Annotated in this window: 15 protein-coding genes and 1 other RNA gene; 3 read left to right on the top strand and 13 right to left on the bottom strand. The window is 33.2% G+C overall.

Annotated features, from left to right (window positions below; translation table 11 throughout):
• Positions 1 to 3: 3 nt before the first annotated feature.
• The 4 genes from AC4FQX_RS04500 to pyrR all read right to left on the bottom strand — a co-directional run bounded on the left by AC4FQX_RS04500 (position 4) and on the right by pyrR (position 2,961).
• Positions 4 to 909: a ribonuclease Z gene (locus AC4FQX_RS04500; protein ID WP_491166479.1), complete on the bottom strand. Its 906-nt coding sequence runs from the start codon at positions 907 to 909 to the stop codon at positions 4 to 6.
• A 190-nt stretch (positions 910 to 1,099) separates the two neighbouring features.
• A complete protein-coding gene (locus AC4FQX_RS04495; RefSeq protein ID WP_491166478.1) occupies positions 1,100 to 1,432 on the bottom strand; it encodes a ribonuclease Z in 333 nt (110 codons plus the stop codon).
• Between the two features lie 13 nt (positions 1,433 to 1,445).
• Positions 1,446 to 2,372 carry an aspartate carbamoyltransferase catalytic subunit gene (locus AC4FQX_RS04490; protein ID WP_491166477.1) on the bottom strand — a complete coding sequence of 309 codons (927 nt, stop codon included), beginning with the start codon at positions 2,370 to 2,372 and terminating at the stop codon, positions 1,446 to 1,448.
• Between the two features lie 46 nt (positions 2,373 to 2,418).
• Positions 2,419 to 2,961 carry a bifunctional pyr operon transcriptional regulator/uracil phosphoribosyltransferase PyrR gene (gene pyrR / locus AC4FQX_RS04485; RefSeq protein WP_491166476.1) on the bottom strand — a complete coding sequence of 181 codons (543 nt, stop codon included), beginning with the start codon at positions 2,959 to 2,961 and terminating at the stop codon, positions 2,419 to 2,421.
• Between the two features lie 310 nt (positions 2,962 to 3,271).
• Here pyrR and AC4FQX_RS04480 point away from each other — a divergent pair, with 310 nt between their 5' ends.
• Positions 3,272 to 3,964 carry a carbonic anhydrase gene (locus AC4FQX_RS04480; protein WP_491166475.1) on the top strand — a complete coding sequence of 231 codons (693 nt, stop codon included), beginning with the start codon at positions 3,272 to 3,274 and terminating at the stop codon, positions 3,962 to 3,964.
• A gap of 125 nt (positions 3,965 to 4,089) precedes the next feature.
• Here AC4FQX_RS04480 and AC4FQX_RS04475 read toward each other — a convergent pair whose 3' ends face one another.
• Positions 4,090 to 5,706 carry an ABC-F family ATP-binding cassette domain-containing protein gene (locus tag AC4FQX_RS04475; RefSeq protein WP_491166474.1) on the bottom strand — a complete coding sequence of 539 codons (1,617 nt, stop codon included), beginning with the start codon at positions 5,704 to 5,706 and terminating at the stop codon, positions 4,090 to 4,092.
• A gap of 150 nt (positions 5,707 to 5,856) precedes the next feature.
• On the opposite strand from AC4FQX_RS04475, the gene AC4FQX_RS04470 reads away from it, so the two are divergent.
• Positions 5,857 to 7,266, top strand: a complete 1,410-nt coding sequence (locus tag AC4FQX_RS04470) for a TlpA family protein disulfide reductase (RefSeq protein ID WP_491166473.1) — start codon at positions 5,857 to 5,859, stop codon at positions 7,264 to 7,266.
• A 228-nt stretch (positions 7,267 to 7,494) separates the two neighbouring features.
• On the opposite strand, the gene fsa is transcribed toward AC4FQX_RS04470, so the two are convergent.
• The 3 genes from fsa to ffs form a co-directional block, all read right to left on the bottom strand.
• The gene (gene fsa, locus AC4FQX_RS04465; protein ID WP_491166472.1) at positions 7,495 to 8,151 is read right to left on the bottom strand and encodes a fructose-6-phosphate aldolase; all 657 of its coding nucleotides are present in this window, start codon (positions 8,149 to 8,151) and stop codon (positions 7,495 to 7,497) included.
• 33 nt (positions 8,152 to 8,184) lie between these two features.
• Positions 8,185 to 8,988, bottom strand: a complete 804-nt coding sequence (locus tag AC4FQX_RS04460; RefSeq protein ID WP_491166471.1) for an SDR family oxidoreductase — start codon at positions 8,986 to 8,988, stop codon at positions 8,185 to 8,187.
• A gap of 153 nt (positions 8,989 to 9,141) precedes the next feature.
• Positions 9,142 to 9,239: signal recognition particle sRNA small type (ffs, locus tag AC4FQX_RS04455), an RNA gene on the bottom strand.
• Positions 9,240 to 9,327: 88 nt separating this feature from the next.
• On the opposite strand from ffs, the gene AC4FQX_RS04450 reads away from it, so the two are divergent.
• Positions 9,328 to 10,386, top strand: coding sequence for a glutaminyl-peptide cyclotransferase (locus AC4FQX_RS04450; RefSeq protein ID WP_491166470.1), 1,059 nt, complete (start codon positions 9,328 to 9,330; stop codon positions 10,384 to 10,386).
• A gap of 104 nt (positions 10,387 to 10,490) precedes the next feature.
• Here the strand turns inward: AC4FQX_RS04450 and AC4FQX_RS04445 are convergent, their stop codons facing one another.
• The 5 genes from AC4FQX_RS04445 to dnaK all read right to left on the bottom strand — a co-directional run bounded on the left by AC4FQX_RS04445 (position 10,491) and on the right by dnaK (position 20,586).
• Positions 10,491 to 11,585 carry a phage tail-like protein gene (locus tag AC4FQX_RS04445; protein WP_491166469.1) on the bottom strand — a complete coding sequence of 365 codons (1,095 nt, stop codon included), beginning with the start codon at positions 11,583 to 11,585 and terminating at the stop codon, positions 10,491 to 10,493.
• Between the two features lie 645 nt (positions 11,586 to 12,230).
• On the bottom strand, positions 12,231 to 15,434 hold the full coding sequence (locus AC4FQX_RS04440; RefSeq protein ID WP_491166468.1) for a phage tail-like protein: 3,204 nt from the start codon (positions 15,432 to 15,434) through the stop codon (positions 12,231 to 12,233).
• Between the two features lie 434 nt (positions 15,435 to 15,868).
• A complete protein-coding gene (locus AC4FQX_RS04435; protein WP_491166467.1) occupies positions 15,869 to 16,984 on the bottom strand; it encodes a phage tail-like protein in 1,116 nt (371 codons plus the stop codon).
• A 129-nt stretch (positions 16,985 to 17,113) separates the two neighbouring features.
• Positions 17,114 to 18,430, bottom strand: coding sequence for a peroxiredoxin family protein (locus tag AC4FQX_RS04430; protein ID WP_491166466.1), 1,317 nt, complete (start codon positions 18,428 to 18,430; stop codon positions 17,114 to 17,116).
• A 260-nt stretch (positions 18,431 to 18,690) separates the two neighbouring features.
• Positions 18,691 to 20,586 (bottom strand): molecular chaperone DnaK, encoded by a 1,896-nt coding sequence (dnaK, locus tag AC4FQX_RS04425; RefSeq protein WP_491166465.1) that lies wholly within the window; start codon positions 20,584 to 20,586, stop codon positions 18,691 to 18,693.
• Between the last annotated feature and the right edge of the window lie 178 nt (positions 20,587 to 20,764).

Below are 20,764 nucleotides of genomic sequence, written 5' to 3'. Positions count from 1 at the left end.
AGATTAAAATTCAAATGATTTTCCGTCATCTGCTAACTGCACATTCGGAAAGATCTCCAATGCTTCTTTTTTAAAGCCTTCTATAGATTCATATCGGGTTGAATAATGTCCCAGAATCAATTGTTTTACATTTGCTTTTAAAGCGATTGTAGCTGCTTCTTGTGAGGTACTGTGCATCGTTTTTGCCGCAAATTCCGCATCTTTTTGTAAAAAAGTGGTTTCATGATACAATATATCCGCATTTTCAATTATCGGAATAATACTTTCATTATACACTGTATCAGAACAAAATGCATAACTTTTAGGAGGTTCAGGATCAAATGTAATTTCACTATTCGGAATCACTTTACCATTATCTAAAATAATATCTCCTCCATTCTTAATCTTCTGATAATAACAGGTATCTATTTCTAAATGAAGTACTTTATCAATATTCAGTTTGCGACTGCCTGCTTTTTCCTGAAATAGAAAACCATTGGTATAGATACGGTGCTTTAAAGGAATGGTTTTTACAAGAACCTTTTCGTCTTCATAAATGATTTCCGATTCTAAAGAAGTCAGTTCATGAAAATACAAGTTATACTGCGTCCAGGAGCTGGATAATTTTAACTGTAAGGTAATTGCTTCTTTAATTCCTTTAGGTCCATAAATATGTAAATCTGTAGCGCGATTAAGAAGCCTGAATGTAGATACCAGTCCTACTAAGCCATAAAAATGATCTCCGTGCAGGTGGGATATAAAAATATGACTGATTTTCGAAAATTTAATCTTATTTTTTCTCAGCTGTACTTGTGTGCCTTCACCGCAGTCAATCAAAAACATTCTGTTCTTTATTTCCAGCACTTGTGACGTAGGATTGGTAAATGAGCGCGGAGTGGCTGCATAACAACCTAGTATTGTAAGTTTCATTTTTATGGTTTTGTAATTTAGTGTCTGATCCTATCTAAAAAAGAATCGTAACAACTGCTGATAATAAACAGATTATTTTAAATTTAATAGCTTTACTTTTTTTAAAATATTATTATTTACTCTTTTATAAATTGTTTTATGATACTTTATTTTAAAAAGATTTATAGTAAAGCTACATTAAATTTATGAATTACAAACCTAAATCTCGTTCAATTTCTTCCATTTCGATAATATCTTGTGCTTCTAAAACAGTAGGCACAACAATCATTTCATCGGGTACTTCATCAAAATCAAAATCATTCACAACAATCACAAATGATTTCTTTGAAACTATTTTTTCTTCTGACAGATTACTGAATAACAAAATGTCGCTTATTTCCAGAACTTTATATATTGTAAGGTCAATAATTACATTTTCCTGTCGATAATTGTCAAGTTCATTACTCAATTTTGATCTAAATAAGGCTAGATCTCCTTGGGTGTCTTTTATAACAACTGTGTTTCCTTTTTTATTTGTTTTCATAATTTTTTCTAATTTACTGAATTTTTGAAGCTAAAAGATAGATCACTGCCATTCTGATAGCAACGCCGTTCTCTACCTGATTCAAAATAACGGACTGCTGAGAGTCTGCTACGTCACTCGTGATCTCAACTCCCCTGTTAATCGGTCCGGGGTGCATGATAACGATCTCTTTATTTAAAGAATCCAGTAAGACTTTATCTACACCATACTGCTGTGCATATTCTCTGGTGGAAGGAAAATAATTTACATCCATTCTTTCATTCTGAACACGAAGCATATTTGCTACATCGCACCATTCCAGTGCCTTACGTAAATTAGGTTCTACAGTTACTCCCAGAGATTCTATATATTTCGGTAGTAATGTTTTTGGTCCGCATACTTTTACTTCTGCTCCTTGCATCTGTAATGCAAAAATATTGGATAACGCAACTCTTGAATGTAGAATATCACCAACAATAACTACTTTTTTACCAGCTACTTCTCCTAATTTTTCACGAATCGAATACGAATCCAGTAGCCCTTGAGTGGGATGTTCATGTGCTCCGTCACCTGCATTTACAATACTTGCTTTTACATTTTTTGATAAAAAATGAGCTGCTCCGGGATTAGAATGGCGCATCACTACCATATCTACTTTCATAGAAAGAATATTATTAACAGTATCAATTAGCGTTTCTCCTTTTTTAACGGAAGATTGTGCTGCTGAAAAACTGATAACGTCTGCTGATAATCGTTTCTGAGCTAATTCAAAAGATAATTTGGTTCGGGTACTGTTCTCAAAAAAGATATTAGCTATTGTAATATCTCTTAATGAAGGTACTTTTTTGATGGGACGATTGATTACTTCTTTAAAATGATCTGCTGTTTCAAAAATAAGATCAATATCGTGTTTATTAATATATTTTATTCCTAATAAATGATTTACGCTTAATTCTTTCATTCTTTTTTAGGTTCTGAGTTATAATTATATCATCAATACAGATAACTTATTTACTTTTAATTAAATACACTTTATCTTCTCCATCCTGTGCTGTCCAGCTTACTTTTACTGTTTCATCATTAATGGCATCTACCTGACGACCACGATAATCGGGCTGAATAGGTAAATGGCGACTGAAACGACGATCGATCAGCACCAGTAATTCTATTTCTGAAGGTCTTCCGAAAGATTGTATAGCTGTTAATGCAGATCGAATGCTTCTTCCTGTATATAATACGTCATCAATAAAAATGACTTTTTTATTTTCAACAAGGAAATCGATCTGGGTTCTGTTTGCTTCTAAGGGTTTATCAGTGCGTCTGAAATCATCTCTGAAAAAAGTAATATCCAGATATCCTAAAGCAATCTCTTTAATAGCATATTCTTTTTTAAGCAGTTCTTTTAACCTTTCTGCAAGAAAACTGCCACGAGGCTGAATTCCAATTAAAACGGTATCAGAAAAATCAAGATGCTTTTCAATTAACTGACAAGCCAAACGATGAAGAATGATATTGACTTCTTTTGAAGTAAGCAATACTTTTTGACTCATAACTAGGTGTTGTGTTTGGTTTGTAAAAATAGGCAAAATTTCAAAATTTAGAGTTATCGTTTTAAAAAAAACGCTATTTATCTTTAAAATTGACTCGTTTTACCTCTGAATCTGTTTTTTTAGAATATTTCAGATACTGTATAAATGTATTTTAACACATTTATTATCTATATTATCTTACTTATTTTTGTATTTTAATAAAATACAAAAATGTTAAATTATACCTATTAAATTTATTTTTATTAATCTTATATTATATGTTGTGCATCATATTTTATATATTTAAACATTAATTACTTTATTTTATTCAATGAAAACAAAATTTAAAATTAATCTTCTGATTTTTTCTGTAATAGTCATTACACTGAATCAGTCCTGCTCTTCTTTATCTAATAAATCTTCGGTTAAAAATACAGTAACAGATCCTTTAACTATTTTAAAAGAAGGAAATAAAAGATTTTATAACGGAAAGGCTAAACATATCCATCAGGATTTTACTACTCTTAAAAAACTTGCGGGCGGACAATCACCTATTGCGGCTATAGTAAGTTGCTCTGATTCTCGCGTTCCTCCGGAAATTGTTTTTGATCAGGGATTGGGAGATATTTTTTCTATAAGAACTGCCGGAAATGTAATGGGCGATTATGAAGAAGGAAGTGTTGAATACGCTGTAGAACACTTAGGAACTTCTTTAGTTGTAGTTATGGGACATGAAGGCTGTGGAGCAATTGGCGCTTTTTTAGAACATATGGATGATGATGATGTTGCAGGGCATATTGCTTCTATTATCAAGAAGATCAAAGAAGAAGAAGAACAGAAAGAAATGACACGGTCAACAGATAATCTAAAAGCAAAAGCAGTAAAAGCAAATGTCGTTCATGGTGTACAATCTCTAAAAACATCAGACCCAATTCTTTCTGAAATGTATAAAAAAGGAAAAATCAATATTGTAGGTGCTATCTACGATATTGATACCGGTGAAGTTCAATTTTTAGATAATTAAGAAGAAAGAGATTTATAAAATACGATATTAGAACATATAAAATATATCAAATATCGTATATCGTAAATTTAAAATATACCTACAAGGTCAGAAAAAGACCTTGTAGGAAAATTGAAAATCGTATATTAATTATACATCTTTGCTCTGAGTTCTTTTACTTTCTCATCATCCAGATAATCATCAAATGTCATATAACGGTCAATTACTCCGTTTGGTGTAATTTCAAGTACACGATTTCCAACGGTCTGAGCGAACTCATGATCGTGCGTTGTGAACAGTACGGAACCTTTAAAGTTCTTTAATGAATTATTAAAAGCGGTAATCGATTCCAGATCCAAGTGATTGGTTGGTTCATCCAACATCAGAACGTTTGCACGCAACATCATCATACGGGATAACATACAACGTACTTTTTCTCCTCCTGATAAAACACGACCTGTTTTTAATGCTTCTTCTCCTGAAAATATCATTTTTCCCAGAAATCCGCGAACATAAACTTCATCACGTTCTTCTTCTGTTTTAGCCCACTGACGTAACCAGTCTACTAAAGTCAGATCATTTTCAAAAAATTCATGATTATCGGCAGGTAAATAGGACTGATTCGTTGTAATTCCCCAGTCAAAAGTTCCTGCATCCGCAGTCATATTACCATTTAAAATCTCATAGAACGCTGTTGTAGCACGGGAATCTTTGGAAAAAATCACTACTTTATCTCCTTTTGCCATATTCAGATCTACATTTTTAAACAATACTTCTCCTTCAACGGAAGCACTTAGTCCCTGAACATTGAGTATCTGATCTCCTGCTTCACGTTCCTGATCGAAAATAATGGCAGGATAACGACGGCTTGAGGGCTTGATTTCATCTACTTTTAATTTTTCAATCATTTTTTTACGAGAAGTGGCTTGTTTTGACTTTGCTACGTTAGCACTGAAACGACGAATAAATTCTTCTAATTCTGCTTTTTTCTCTTCTGCTTTTTTATTCTGCTGAGCACGTTGTTTTGCAGCTAACTGACTTGATTCATACCAGAAAGTATAGTTTCCTGAATAATGATTAATCTTACTGTAATCAATATCGGATATATGTGTACATACTGCATCCAGAAAATGACGATCATGTGATACGACTAATACAGTATTTTCATAGTTTGCCAAAAAGTTCTCTAACCAACCGATCGTTTCAAAATCCAGATCATTGGTAGGCTCATCCATTATCAGTACATCAGGATTACCAAATAAAGCTTGTGCTAAAAGCACGCGTACTTTTAATTTTGCATCCAGATCTCCCATTAGGGTATAATGATGATCGGCAGAAATCCCTAAATTCGACAACATGGCAGCAGCGTCAGAATCGGCATTCCATCCGTTCATTTCTTCAAACTGTACCTGTAGCTCTCCTATTTTGTCTGCATTCTCATCTGTATAATCCAAATAAAGGGCATCCATTTCCTTTTTAACGGCAAACAGTGTCTTATTTCCCATCAATACCGTTTCAAGAACTGTGTGTTCATCAAAGATGTTGTGGTTCTGGTTCAGAACGGACATACGTTTTCCCGGTTCAAGATGTATATGTCCTGAGGTCGGATCAATATCTCCTGCTATAATTTTTAAAAATGTGGATTTCCCAGCGCCATTGGCTCCAATGATTCCATAGCAATTTCCCTGAGTAAAGGAAATATTAACTTCATCAAACAAAATTCTCTTACCAAATTGTACTGATAAATTTGAAACTGATAACATTATATATTTTTTTAAGAAATTGTGGCAAAAGTACGAAAATAAGAGCTAATTTCAGTCTTAATTTACGATAATTCTAAATAACTTTATTTAACGCTGCCTTAACATTTTTTTAAGCTATCAATGGATATTTTTGTCTCATAACATCTGATAATGAATAAATTCACATTGAATAAAATTGTATTACTTACATCAATTGCTTTTCCTCTTTTAATCTCTTGTAATAAAAAATTTGAAGACAATAATTATGTAGCCTATTTTGGAGGAGAGATTTCAAACCCAAAAAACTCATACATAACATTTTACAAAGGAGAGGAACTGATTGATACAATAAATTTAGACCAGAATAATCGGTTCTTTGTGAAATTCGATTCTCTTACTCCTGGTCTTTATACCTTTAAGCATGATCCTGAATATCAATATGTTTATTTTGATAAAAATGATAGTTTAATGGTAAGAATGAATGCGAATGAACTGGATGAATCTATTGTTTACTGTGGTCGTGGTGAAGAAAAAAATAATTTCTTAATGGAATTGTATTTAAAGAACCATAATGATCAGGCAAATATGTACAGTACGTTTGATTATAATCCGGAAAAATTCAATGAGATTATTGATTCTTCTTATAAATCTAAAGAAAAGTTCTATGATAAGAAGAAACAGGATATAAAATGGAATAAAGAATTTGATCTTTATGCTAAAGCTTCTTTAGACTTTCCTCATTATCTTAAAAAAGAAATCTATACACAGGCTCACGCGGTCAGAACGGGTAATAAAACCCGTAATATACCGAAAGGATTTTATAATTACAGAAACTCTATTGATTTTAATAATATCCAGCTCAACAGCTTCTCTCCTTTCCTTGTTTATTTGAATGCTATGGTTAATAATATAGCACTGGAACAACATACGAAAAGAAAAACGCTGACAGATGATGTCTTAAGTTTTAATATTGCGAAATTAAATATTACTGATAGTCTTATTAAAAATGAAAAAATAAAAAATAATATTCTGAATAATATTGCTTTTATGTTTTTACTGGAAGACCGGAATATTATCAATAATAATGACTTTTTGGAACGATACTATCAACTGGCAACAGATGATAATCAGCAGAATGAGATCAAAAAAATAGGCGATGCCGTTCATTTATTAAACCAGAACAACTCGTTACCTATAGTAAAATTAGCTAATGAAAAGGATGAAATGGTTGACCTTAAAGCTTTATTAACCAATAAGAAAACCGTTATTTTCTTCTGGACCTCTAAAGCTGGATCTCATCTGGAAGCAGCACATAGAAAAGCAAAAATATTACAATCTAAATATCCTGATATTCAGTTCTTAGCTATTAATATTGAAGATAGTCCAGAAGACTGGAAAAGACTTATAAACCAGTATAATTTTGATGGTATTACGGAATTAAGAGCTACGAATTTTAATGAAATAAAGGATAAATGGGTTATCACAAAGATTCAGAGGGTTATAATCACTAATCCTGACACAACTATCAAAAGATCTTTTACAAACCTATTTGATGTAAAATTTGAAGATAATCTAAAATAATATTTATGATATTTTAGAAGAAAGAGACAAGAATCAAGAAGAAAGAAGAGCTACAATATGTAGATATTTTTCTGGGAAATAATTCATTTATTTTTAATTCAAAAATATTCTAAATAAAAATATTATCTATAAAAAATCCATATTGCTACCCTTTGAAAATACCTCCAACGGGAAAGTGATATGCTTCTTTGCTCTTGTGCTCTTGTCTCTTGATTCTTTTTTCTCTCTCTATTTATTTCCTTTTTCAAAATCAGCAATAAACTGCGCTAATCCAATATCGGTTAAAGGATGTTTTAATAATCCTAAAATAGCAGAAAGTGGTCCTGTCATTACATCTGCACCAATTTTTGCACAATTAATAATATGCATAGTGTGACGTACGGAGGCTGCCAAAATTTCGGTTTCATAACCGTAGTTATCATAAATTTCTCTGATTTCTTCAATTAATACTAAACCGTCTGTAGAAATATCATCGAGTCTTCCGATAAACGGGGAAACATAGGTTGCTCCTGCTTTTGCTGCTAATAAAGCCTGCCCTGCAGAGAATACTAATGTACAGTTTGTACTGATTCCTTTATCAGAGAAATATTTAATTGCCTTAATACCATCTTTGATCATCGGAATTTTAACTACAATCTGCTCATGTAGTTCTGCTAATTCTTCTCCTTCTCTGATCATCCCTGCATAATCGATTGCATTCACTTCGGCACTTACATCTCCTTCTACGATATTGCAGATATCTACATAATGTTTTAAAATATTATTCTTTCCGGTAATACCTTCTTTAGCCATCAAAGACGGATTTGTCGTTACACCGTCAAGCACTCCTAAAGATTGTGCTTCTCTGATCTGATCTAAATTAGCTGTGTCAATAAAAAATTTCATCTGTATAAATTTAATGGTGTGTTTTACGCAAAACTACAATTTATAATGATTCATTAATAATTTTTCATATATTTTGTCTGGTAGAATACGTTTTAAAACAATAGAAAATTTCTGCATCGGTGCTCCTACTTTATAATGTATTTTTGGAGAAGCACATTTTATGATCTTATAAACTACTTTTGCCATTTCATCGGGATTACTCCCTGAATTCACATGTTCATCCATCATTTTAAGCGTATCTCCATATCTTTTTTCATAAGGCGAACCTTTCAGTAAGGGAGCATGATATCGCCCGGAAGCAATATTTGTGGCAAAATCACCGGGTGCAACATTCGTAATCACAATTCCAAAACTTTTTACTTCCATACGCAAAGCCTCTGTAATGAGTTCCAGAGCTCCTTTTGATGCGGAATAGATACTTCTGTACGGTAATCCCATATAACCGGCAATAGAGGTTATATTAATAATCAGACCGGATCTCTGCTTACGCATCTGAGGCAAAACGGATTTCATTACATCCACTGGACCGAAGAAATTAGTATCAAAGTTCTTTTTTATTTCTTGTAAAGGGATTTCTTCAAATGCGCCTGTAATTCCCACACCTGCATTATTGATCAGTATATCAATGGTACCAGATCGTTCTATCACTTCTGTTATTGCATTCTGAACGCTTTCCGTATCTCTAACATCTAAAACGATCAGAGGAAACACAGAATCTGTTATCTTTTCTGGATTTCGGCTTGTTCCGTATACTGTAAAACCTTTATGATGTAAAAATATTCCTATTGATTTTCCTATTCCTGAAGAACCACCGGTAATTAAAACTACTTTACTCATTTATGAAATATTAGATTTTTCTATTTTTTGATAGTTAGATTAAATAACTGCGTAAAATAAGCAACTTTAAACCTTAAACTTAAAAAATAACTGATTCTCTGTAAAACAAAAAAATCTTCCGATGGGAAGACTATAAAATAACGGACTAGAAAAAAGTGGCAAGCGACCTACATCGCACCGCTCAACCACGTACCCTTGCTGTGTTCCCACCCTGGGGGAGTCTGCAGGAGCTGGTCGTGTAGGACTTGCCGATGCAAATATACAATCTTTTTATATTTCTGCAAGTCTCTGTCATAATATAAATTCTTGTTTGTATATTGTACATTATTAAAAATAGATATGAAAAAATATAACTTACTATCAGTCATTTTATTAAGCGCAATAGTATTAAGCTGTAATGAGAAAAATAAAACAGAAGAAAATTATTTTAAGTTTGATAATTCTGTTTTAAAAGTCCAGTATCAACCCCAGGATGCTGTTTTGTTAGAAATTATGAATGCTAATAATAAAACAGTCGACTCTGTTACCTATTTTGTCAATGATAAAAAAGTGGGTATTGTAAAAGGAACAGAACCTCTCAGTTTTAATCTGAAAAACCAGAAACTGGGCTATCAAAATCTGAAAGCAGTTGTTTATTTTGACAAAAAGAATCAGGAAATCTCTTCCAGAATAGAACTGGTATCTGATGTAAAACCGGTTTTACTTTCTTATACGATTGTAAACACCTACCCTCACGATAACGAAGCTTTTACTCAGGGATTAGAATTTCACAAAGATACCTTATATGAAGGAACCGGACGTTATGGTATTTCCAGCCTGCGTAAAACCGATTATAAAACCGGAAAAGTATATAAACAAGTTACTTTAGACAATAAATATTTTGGAGAAGGAATTACTATTCTAAATAATAAAGTGTATCAATTAACCTGGAAGGAAAATACCGGCTTTGTTTATAATGCAGATACTTTTAAAAAAGAAAAAGAATTTACCTATTTCAAACCTATTGAAGGCTGGGGATTATGCAATGACGGAAAAGTATTGTACCAATCTGACGGAACAGAAAAAATATGGATCATTGATCCCCTTACGCTGAAAGAACTGGATTATATCAATGTCTATACAGCAAGTAACAAGATCAAAAGCATCAATGAACTGGAATATATCAACGGTAAAATCTGGGGAAATATATGGGGCAAAGATGCTGTAGCGGTTATTAACCCTGAAAACGGAGCCGTTGAAGCGGTTATTAATCTTGCTGATCTGAAAACCAAAGTCTCCAACCCTACCGGAGATACCGATAATGTATTGAACGGAATTGCCTATAATCCTAAAACAAAAACTGTTTTTATTACCGGTAAAAACTGGGATAAAATGTTTGAAATAAAGATTAATGAATAATATAGAATTATTTGATTATTTTTATTAAATCAAAGCCCTTTAAAAAAAGGGCTTTGAAAACTCGAATATATAACTCATTTTGAAAATGAATATACTATTTTATTTTAATTATTAACTAAGAATATATTTAATAAAAATTCTCCCGCCCAGTTATTTTTTATTGTACCAATTCTATCAGCTCTGGATACTGTAACATTTAATATTGTTTTATTATTTATATTTTCAATCTTTATGAATACAGGAACAAAAGTATCCGAGTAACTGGAGGAGTTACCTACTGTAAGAATTGCATGAAGCCCTTCTAAATCAAATGGTTCTCCGGTATATTCATATTTCAGCGTCATTTGTGCCGCTATCTGACCGTCTAAAGAACTAGTTCCTCCCCCTGTAGATTCTTTTTTAATTATTTTCCAGTCTTTAGTATTATATGTTAAGCTAGGTATTCTTGCAGCATGAGGAGGAATTTTTGCTTGTCCAACATATATCTTAGATACAGCAATCATTGGAGAAGTACTTTTCCAGCCAAATGAAGTCTGAATAAATTCTGTAGCTTGTTTTGGTAATATATTATAACCATCCTCAAAAGCTGCTTTATAATCAGTGTTATTATAGATCATTATACGTTGTCCGTGAACAGAGACATCTGTAGGAGCAAGCATCAAGAAATCCTGCTGGGCTTCATCAAGAACTATTTGTCCAGAATTACTAGGCAACAATACTACAGTATTATTGCCTACTGCTAAAATAACCTCTCTTGTTGCAATTGTTCCTGATATATCTAACTGGGATACAGGATTATCTACACCAACTCCAATTTTGCCCATTTGATAAAGATCATCTGTATTAAGAGTTGCACTGGTAGAAGTTCTTGCTTTATTCCACGGAGAAGAAGGTATGTTTTCTTCTGTTAATAGTTGATTCCATTTACTACCATCCCAATAATGATAACCAACTCTCAGATTAGTTGCATTATCATTAATATTAAAAACCAATAAACTAATTGGTAAATCCCCCAAACTTCCACTAATAGGAAGTGAACTGTTATCACTAACTAAAGAAACACGAGGAATTAATGTACCTTTATTAGTTGAAGTAATTTCTAATTGTGCATAAGGATTTGGTTCAGTATACCCAATAACTGACTGAGAATAAGATATATACCCCATAAAAAGAGATATAATTAATAAAATTTGTTTCATAATTCAATTTATATAATGTGTGTGTATTCCGATTGTAATAGAACTATCTTATTTATCTGTAAATTCAGACTATTTTTCTAACTACTCTGTATCTATCAGAAATTATATTTTCCCTAAAAAACAAGGAAAGCTCAGTTATAAAAATTGTATCGTATAACAATACATGCAGATAGTTAAAAAATGCTACTCCTAAAAAATTTACCTACTTTTATCTATAATTAACAGAATTTCTACATAAATTAATTATTAATTTAGACCAATTTAAATTGGTCTAAATTATAATAAAACTGATATTATTCATATAAATTTCTAGGCAACTTTCCGGTCATTCTGTATTTACCAGAAATTATATTTTCCCCTTAAAAATTAAGGACATCTAATTTGTATCACATAATGATACAATAAAATCACCGACAAAAATATTAAATTAATAAATAGACACAAATATATTTTCACAATTTAACATACAGATTATTTTTTTGTAATTCTATAAAATAATTAAAATTACCTATTTTCTGAAAATCAAAAATTAATAATGACTAGTCCTAAAATAAGTTGTTTTAAGTGACAACTTATTTTATAGGACAAACCATATTTTAGTACGAAAGTATCAAGCTTTTGGAGCTCGACACTGATACAAAAATACTAATTTTCTGAAATGCAACGAATAGAATAACCCTGCATCGCATAGGAGGGCCCGGTAAGAGCACTTATCAATCCCTTAGAATCATCAGAAATATAAAGGTAGAAACAGCTGGTAGAATAATCCAATCCGTTAAGAAAAGTATGTGAAGAAGAAGACCAATAAGCACTGTAGCTCCTGCTCGAACTATAGAATCCACCGCTTAAAAGAAAACCTGTATATGGTAAAAAAAGAGCTGACCCATATTTTATACCTCCTTTATTTATTTGCCAGGTACCAATTACCTCCTTGGAATTATTTTCCACAACTCCTTTCCATTGAGTCTTAGTAGGAATACGATAGCCTTCCGGACAGGGATCATTAGCCGTTTTAGCCATATCACTCAAGTCTTTATTATTCGGTGTATAAGACCACCAATAATCATCGTTTTTTTTCGAATATTGCTTTATTTTTCCCCACTGAAAAAAACCTCCTTCAAGCCCCTCTGAAGGTGTAAAAGAATCCAGACTTTTATCCGCACCCATATTATAACACATAAAATCTTTCCATTTTCCCGGAGCTACAAAAGCTCCACAACAATTACAATCTTTAATCATGATTTGCAACCCGGTTTTATTTTGTACACTACCGGTTTTATAAAGCGCATAAACCTTTACCGATATGGGAACCGGTATTCCCGCTGCCATTAATTCCGGATTATATTGCAAGGCAACTGTATACTTTCCTCCGTCTACTAAAGTTGCAGGAATATTATCCTGAACTGTATAACTTTTTACTGCTCCGTTCGGATCATCTATTACAAAAACCAAATCAGTAGTATTCTTTCCTTTATTGGTAAAAGTATAGGTATAAGTCTTATTAAAATCAGCTTTATTCACAATACGGGAATCTAACGGCCCACATTCTGTTCCCCCCTCTGAAAAGGCAATATCAAAACAAGTATTTCCTCTTAAACTACCGGATCCATTATTAGAAATGGCATCAACATCATAAACAGTAACCGTTCCAGCTGTATCGGATACTGCCTGCGGAGTACAAGTATTGGTTACCTCACAAGTATATTCTCCGCTGTGAACTATCTCTGCACCGTTAATAGTATAAGAAACATCGGTTGCTCCTGCTATTGCTACTCCGTTATGTTTCCATTGGTATACAGGAGCTGATCCTTTGACAGTTACCGACATCGTTATTGTTCCTCCTTTCATTATATTTCCTTTAGGTCTCATATTAGTGTCACGAATGGTTATAGCTGTACAGGCAGGAGCAACAATTACCTCCTGCTCCAGAACATCACTTTTTCCACAGGAATTAACTGCGATTACCTTTACTTTTACAGTTGCATTTGTACTCGGAAATACAATACTGGCTGTATTAGTTCCCTGTCCGTTTTGGATAACAGCTCCATTATCCACAATCCAGGTATACTCTGTAGGCATAAAGGTACCCTGTACCTGAAAAATTTTAATCTGATCCAGTTCGGCATTATTATAAACAGACTGCCATGTTACTGTCGGAAAATCTGATAAACCGACCGATAAAGGAAACGATAAAGGACTGATACAACCGGAATCATCAACTACTTCGACCTGATAGGATCCGGTTTGAGCTACGGAAAGTGTCTGCCCGGTTTGCCCCGGCAAAAGTACACCATCCTTATACCACTGAAACGTGAGTACTCCACCACCAAAAACAGAAGCCGTCAACTGAGCAGCAGTACCTCCGCAAATCATAGCAGGAGCTGAAACAATTGTAGGTTTACCGGGGGCTGTACCAGAAAAGGGTTTGAATTCAATCAATTCTGCCGAGCAGGACACACTCGTATTATCAGAAACTACACAACGAAGAGCAAAATCATTACTAGAAAGAGATATCACGGAGAGTCGCTCTCCTTCCCCCAATAGTTTTAATCCGTTATACCACTTTACCGTAACTCCTTTAGTATAAGCTGCATAATTTTTTAATACGAATTCAAGACGTCCGTTGATACAAAAATTAGACACCAAAGCTAATGCTTTTCCATTAACTTCAATAACAGGTTTTTCAAGAGGAGTACTCTTAATATCACTAGTAATATTTACACTCTTACTTGGTAAAGAATAACAGTCTCCACTCTCAATAACGGCAAACCAACTACCGATATCACCAGCAGCAAGATGGATTGGATTTCCGGTTTTAGAGGTTACTATACCATTCTTAAACCAGATTAGTTTTCCGTTTGCCGGAACATTAAAAGCGGTAAGTTCAACAGAAGAGGAACTACAAATTACTCCTTCATTACCGGCAGATAAAATCACAGTATTAGACGGAGCTGTAATTTTATCCAAACTAATCTTAAGTAATTCGGAAGCATTAGCAATACAACCTATTCCACCTACATATACTCTATAATTTCCCGGTTCTACAGCTGTAAAAGTTGTTCCTTCGCCTTTATAGATATCATTTAGTGTCCAAATATAAGTAGCAGTATCATCCGGGTTAAGTATCTGCATATAGACGGCGCCTTCCGCACAAAGGGTACTCTTATTAAAAACCTTAATCTGAGGAACAATTACTGTATTTTTACAAATATCAGCCGCATCCTGAGTAAAAAGAAACTCTTTATATTCTCCGGTACAGACATTAGTCACCCTCATAATTGCTGTACGTATTTTAGCTGTGGGATTTAAAGTCATACTAATACTAAAAGTACCTGTATTAGCATCCTTTACCGTAACTGTAGTAAAATCCGATCCGGTAAGAACAATATACTGATAAGGAGGAGCTATTCCGGTACATTTAACCGACTCTTCTGGTGTAAAAAATCCTTTATTCCCACCTTCTGAAGGAAAAGAAGACTGAACAGAATCAACCGGAAGGTCATTTTCGTCTGTAAAATAAATATCGGCATTACCCAGACATATGCTAACCCATTTACTACTGTTCCAGTACTCTACACACTTTGTATCGGTATTATAAATAGTAAGACCGGTTGCTTTATTGGTCAACTCCCCCAGTTCATCTGTAAGTTCAAGTGTATTTCTCTGAACAGTGGTTAACTGTGGAAGACGTAATCCTCCTACCCTGTCTTTAGTAGAGACTTCCAGTACGGAAAACATTTGGGCTTCTGCTGCTTCTCCAATCGTTGATTGTGCAGTCACAGACAAATCTCCTGCTATCAACAAAATAATACTAAATAATACACCTACTAAATTGTAATTTAATTTCATTATTAATTATTATTTATTATTTATTATTTATATATGTACAAAATCAATTAATCGAAATAAAGTGTGTTTTTTATATTAAAATATAATATCTTATTAATATAATAAAAAAAATATTCCATAAACGACTGCAAGTAAAGTAAATTATAATAAATACACATAATTTAAAAATTTAAAAAAAGAGTCATTATGAGTCACTGCTCTGAATGGTAAAATATCTCAATAGGTTTGAAGTAGATACGGTATTTTTCTTCCAGATTAGCTGAGCGGTTGGGGATTTGAAATAAAGATCAGTAAATAAATAAAATTATTTGAATACGTAATATCTGCCTTTCAAATTACTTCTATTAAATTAAAAAATTAAAGCCCTTCAAAAAAGGGCTTTAAAAGCTTTCATATGCATAACTCATTTTAAAAAAAAATATACTGATTTCCTTTTAATTATTAATTAATAGTATATTTAATAAAAAGTTTCCTTGCCAATCATTATTAGCTTGACCTATTTTATCAGCTCTGGATACTGTAACACTTATTCTTGTTTTATTGGCTACATTTTCAACCTTCATAAATATAGGAACAAATGTATCCGAAAAATCAGAAGAATTACCTGCCGTGAGAACCACATGAAGCCCTTCCAGATCAAATGGTTTTCCTATATATTCATATATCAATTGCATTCGTGTCGCTATCTGACCTTCTGCTGTGCTATTTGCTCCTGACACAGAGTTTTTTTTGATTATTTTCCAATCTTTAGTATTATAAGATGAATTACTAGAATTATCCCAGTCCTTTATATGTCTATTATGAGGAGGAATATTTGCCTGTCCAATATATACTTTAGATACAGCAATCATAGGTGAAGTACTTTTCCAACCAAAAGAAGTCTGAATAAATTCTGTAGCCTGTTTTGGAAGGATTATATAACCATCCTCAAAAACTCCTTTATACTCAGTATTATTATAAACCATTATGCGCTGTCCATAAACAGATATTTCTGTAGGAGGAAGAATTGAAAAATCCTGTACAGCATTATCAAGGGCTATTTGTCCAAAATTACTTGGTAATTGTATTTTATTATTGTTACCTATATTTACAATGGTCTCTCTTGTTGCAATTGTTCCTGATATATCTAAACTGGATACAGGGTTATTTACCCCAATACCTAATTTACCCATTTGATAAAGATTATCTGTATTAAGAGTTGCACTAGTAGTAGTTCCTGCTTTATTCCATGGAGAAGAAGAAATATCTTCTGTCACTAATAGCTGAATCCATTTATTACCATCCCAATAATGATAACCTTTTTTCAGATTAGTAGCATTATCATTAATATTAAAAACTAATAAACTAACTGGCAAATCTCCTGGACTTACACTAATAGGAAGCGGACTATTATCACTAACTAAAGAAACACGAGTGATTAATGTTCCTTTATCCTTTGAAGCAATTTCTAATTGTGCATAAGGGTTTAGCATAGCATCTCTTCCAATAACTGCCTGAGAAAAAGAGGCACACCCTATAAAAAAAAAAATAAATAACAAAATTTGTTTCATAGTTTAATTTATTTTTAATATGGTTGTTTTATATTTATTTTAATACCGGTTATATCAAACATAGCATCTATTACGTCAGTATAAGAGACTAAAAAGCAAGTATAGGAAACCGTATTTTAATTTTATATATTAAGAACTTATTAATCCTGTATCTACTAATTGAGCATAACGACCTGTTATTCTACCTTCTTTATCAATTAAAATAAAAGTAGGTGTTCCTATTATTCCATAATTTTTAAAATTCTCTCCTTCAAAACCCTTATAATCACATAGCTTATCCTTCCATGGGAAAGCTGCTGCATTATCTTCATAGGTTAGGTTATCATAATCGGCAGCAATACTGATCAGACGAATTCCTTTTTTCTGTAAAACAGAATAATTTCCTTTTAACTGCTGCATTTCGATTTCACAATTACCACAACCAGTCTGATAAAAAATTAGAAGAGTAGTGTCACCGATAAAATTTTGTTTTAATCCGGCTAATACAGGGGCTGAATCTCCAATTTTTGCACGAGTTAAACGTTGCAGATTATTACCGGGATTTTCCAGTCTTTCAGATTGTTTTAAAATGATTCCAAGATTATCCAAAAGCAAATCTTTACCATATTTAATATATAAACTAACTATTTTCTCTGCAAACGCAGTATAAACTTTATTGGAATAAACACGGGATAATATCTTTTGAGTATCTGCCAGTAGTAAGGAATCATTCTTGATTACGTTTAGCTGTAAATCTATCCAACTGCTCCATACATCATTCCAGTTATTACTAGTATATACTGCATTAACATCCATTCTATCAACAACAAACCGATTCAGCGCTTTTGCTCTTTTTTCCTCTGAATCATACATCTGATCTCCAATTCCCATTAAAAAATCACTAATCTCCCGAAAACGGGCTGCATAAAGAGGTTTTTGACTTGTTTCTTCCTGTAAGATTACAAAGTTTTTCTCTTGCTTTTTCAGTTCTTTTTCAAAAACAGAAAAAAGAGAATCTTTAGTATCATATACCTGAACTGCACCGCTCAGAATATTGATTTTCTGAAAAATCATTTGCTGTTTCCGGTGTTGTTCTGTTAAGAACTGATTTTCTGCTGATCGGGTATAAATAATGTTAGTTTCATTTGGCTCTGCTTCTTTTGACCCTACACTAAAACTCTCATTTGTAATAACCATATCCAGACCGCCACCTTCGGCAAGCATCCATTGAGACATTCCGATATAACCTTTATATTTAGCGGGTATATGAAGTGTGGTTTTTCCTTTCTTATCTAAAACACCTGTTGCAATAGTATCTTTTTTATCTCCCTGTATCAGCCAGAAATCATACTTCTTTCCAGCAAAATGAGGGAAATCAAGTTGTATCGTCTGCCCTTGCACAAACAGACTATTTACTAAGAGACAGATTGCTATAAATAAGCCGTTTTTTAAAATATTATTTATCATGTATTTTCAGTTAACCTAAAATTTAAAAATTATTTAAGATAAAAAATGCAAAGGAATCAAAATCAAATAGACAAAGTAAAAAAAAAGAGGGGTCATTAAGAGTCAGTTTTAGATTATTTGATTGTTTTATGGTTAAATAGTTTGAACCTGTCGCTTTCTACCCAAATTTCATTCAGATATTATACTCCGAGACCCTTATATTATATAAAAAGAAAAACGCCCCAAAAAGGGGCATTTTTACATCTATAAACTTTGAAGTATTATTTTACTTCTTCGTAATCTACATCCTGAACATTATCTCCCTGAGCCTGTTCTCCACCTTCCGGTTGTGCTTGTTGTGCACCGCCCTGGGCTTCTCCTTGTTTGTACATCTCTTCTGAAGCTACTTTCCACGCTTCATTGATTTTGTCTAAAGCAGGCTGAATGGTAGCAACATCTTTTGTTTCATATGCTGTTTTCAACTCAACAAGAGCTGCTTCTATCGGTTGTTTGTTTGCATCGGATAGTTTATCTCCGAATTCTTTCAACTGACTTTCCGTCTGGAAGATCATACTGTCTGCTTCATTCAGTTTGTCTACTTTTTCTTTTGCAATTTTATCTGCATCAGCATTTAATTCTGCTTCTTTTTTCATTTTCTCTATTTCTTCCGGTGTTAGTCCTGAAGAAGCTTCGATGCGGATATCATGAGATTTCCCTGTACCTTTGTCTGTAGCAGATACTTTGATAATACCATTCGCATCAATATCAAAAGTTACTTCAATCTGAGGTACTCCTCTTTGCGCCGGCGGAAGTCCGTCTAAGTGGAAACGTCCTATTGTATTATTGTCTGTTGCCATTGGTCTTTCTCCTTGTAATACATGGATCTCAACGGATGGCTGGTTATCTGCTGCTGTAGAGAATACTTGCGATTTCTTCGTTGGAATAGTTGTATTAGACTCAATTAATTTAGTGAATACACCACCCATAGTTTCGATACCTAAAGATAAAGGTGTAACGTCTAACAATAATACGTCTTTTACATCTCCTGATAATACTCCACCTTGAATTGCAGCTCCTACGGCAACAACTTCATCGGGATTTACTCCTTTTGACGGTTTTTTACCAAAGAATTTTTCTACTTCTTCCTGAATTCTCGGAATACGTGTTGAACCACCTACTAAGATTACTTCGTCAATATCAGATTTAGAAACACCTGCGTCTTTTAACGCTTTTTCACATGGTAACATAGAACGTCTTACCAAATCAGCTGCTAACTGCTCGAATTTTGCTCTTGTTAATGTTTTTACCAAGTGTTTTGGTCCTGATGCTGTAGCAGTTACATACGGTAAGTTGATTTCTGTTTGTGTAGCAGCGGATAATTCTATTTTTGCTTTTTCAGCAGCTTCTTTTAAACGTTGTAAAGCCATTGGGTCTAAACGTAAATCAATAGACTCTTCTGCTTTAAATTCATCTGCTAACCAGTTAATGATTACCTGATCGAAATCATCACCACCTAAATGTGTATCTCCGTTTGTAGATAATACTTCAAATACACCGTCTCCTAATTCAAGGATAGAAATATCAAAAGTACCACCACCTAAATCGTATACTGCAATTTTGTGATCTCTTCCTCCTTTATCAAGTCCGTAAGCTAATGCAGCAGCTGTAGGTTCGTTAATAATTCTTCTTACTTTAAGACCTGCAATTTCACCGGCTTCTTTGGTAGCCTGACGTTGTGCGTCATTAAAATAAGCCGGAACAGTAATAACTGCTTCTGTTACTTCCTGTCCTAAGTAATCTTCTGCTGTTTTCTTCATTTTCTGAAGGATCATAGCTGATAATTCCTGAGCAGTATATAAACGACCGTCGATGTCAACGCGTGGCGTATCGTTATCTCCTTTTATTACTTTATAAGGTACGTGTTTAATTTCATTAGCTGATTCAGAGAATTTATTTCCCATGAAACGTTTAATAGAAGCGATTGTTTTAGTTGGATTGGTTACAGCCTGTCTTTTTGCAGGATCTCCAATTTTTATTTCTCCGCCTTCTACGAAAGCAATGATTGAAGGTGTTGTTCTCTGTCCTTCAGCATTAGGAATAACTACCGGCTCATTTCCTTCCATTACGGAAACACAAGAGTTTGTAGTACCTAAATCAATTCCAATTATTTTACCCATTTTATTTATATTTTAGTTTTACTTTTAATTATCATTTAACGACTCTGGAAACACTTAGACAATCATTATGCCATAGAGGAAGACAGGGAGTAAAATGTCAGTTTGCAATACTTTTGACGGAAAAAAATATGACAACATGACATCTAAAAAAAACAATTCACGATATTCATTGTTCTGC

The organism is Flavobacterium sp. AK-301 (assembly GCF_058310215.1).
The sequence above is the reverse complement of the archived record's forward strand: the minus strand, read 5'-3'. Positions and strand labels throughout refer to the sequence as shown.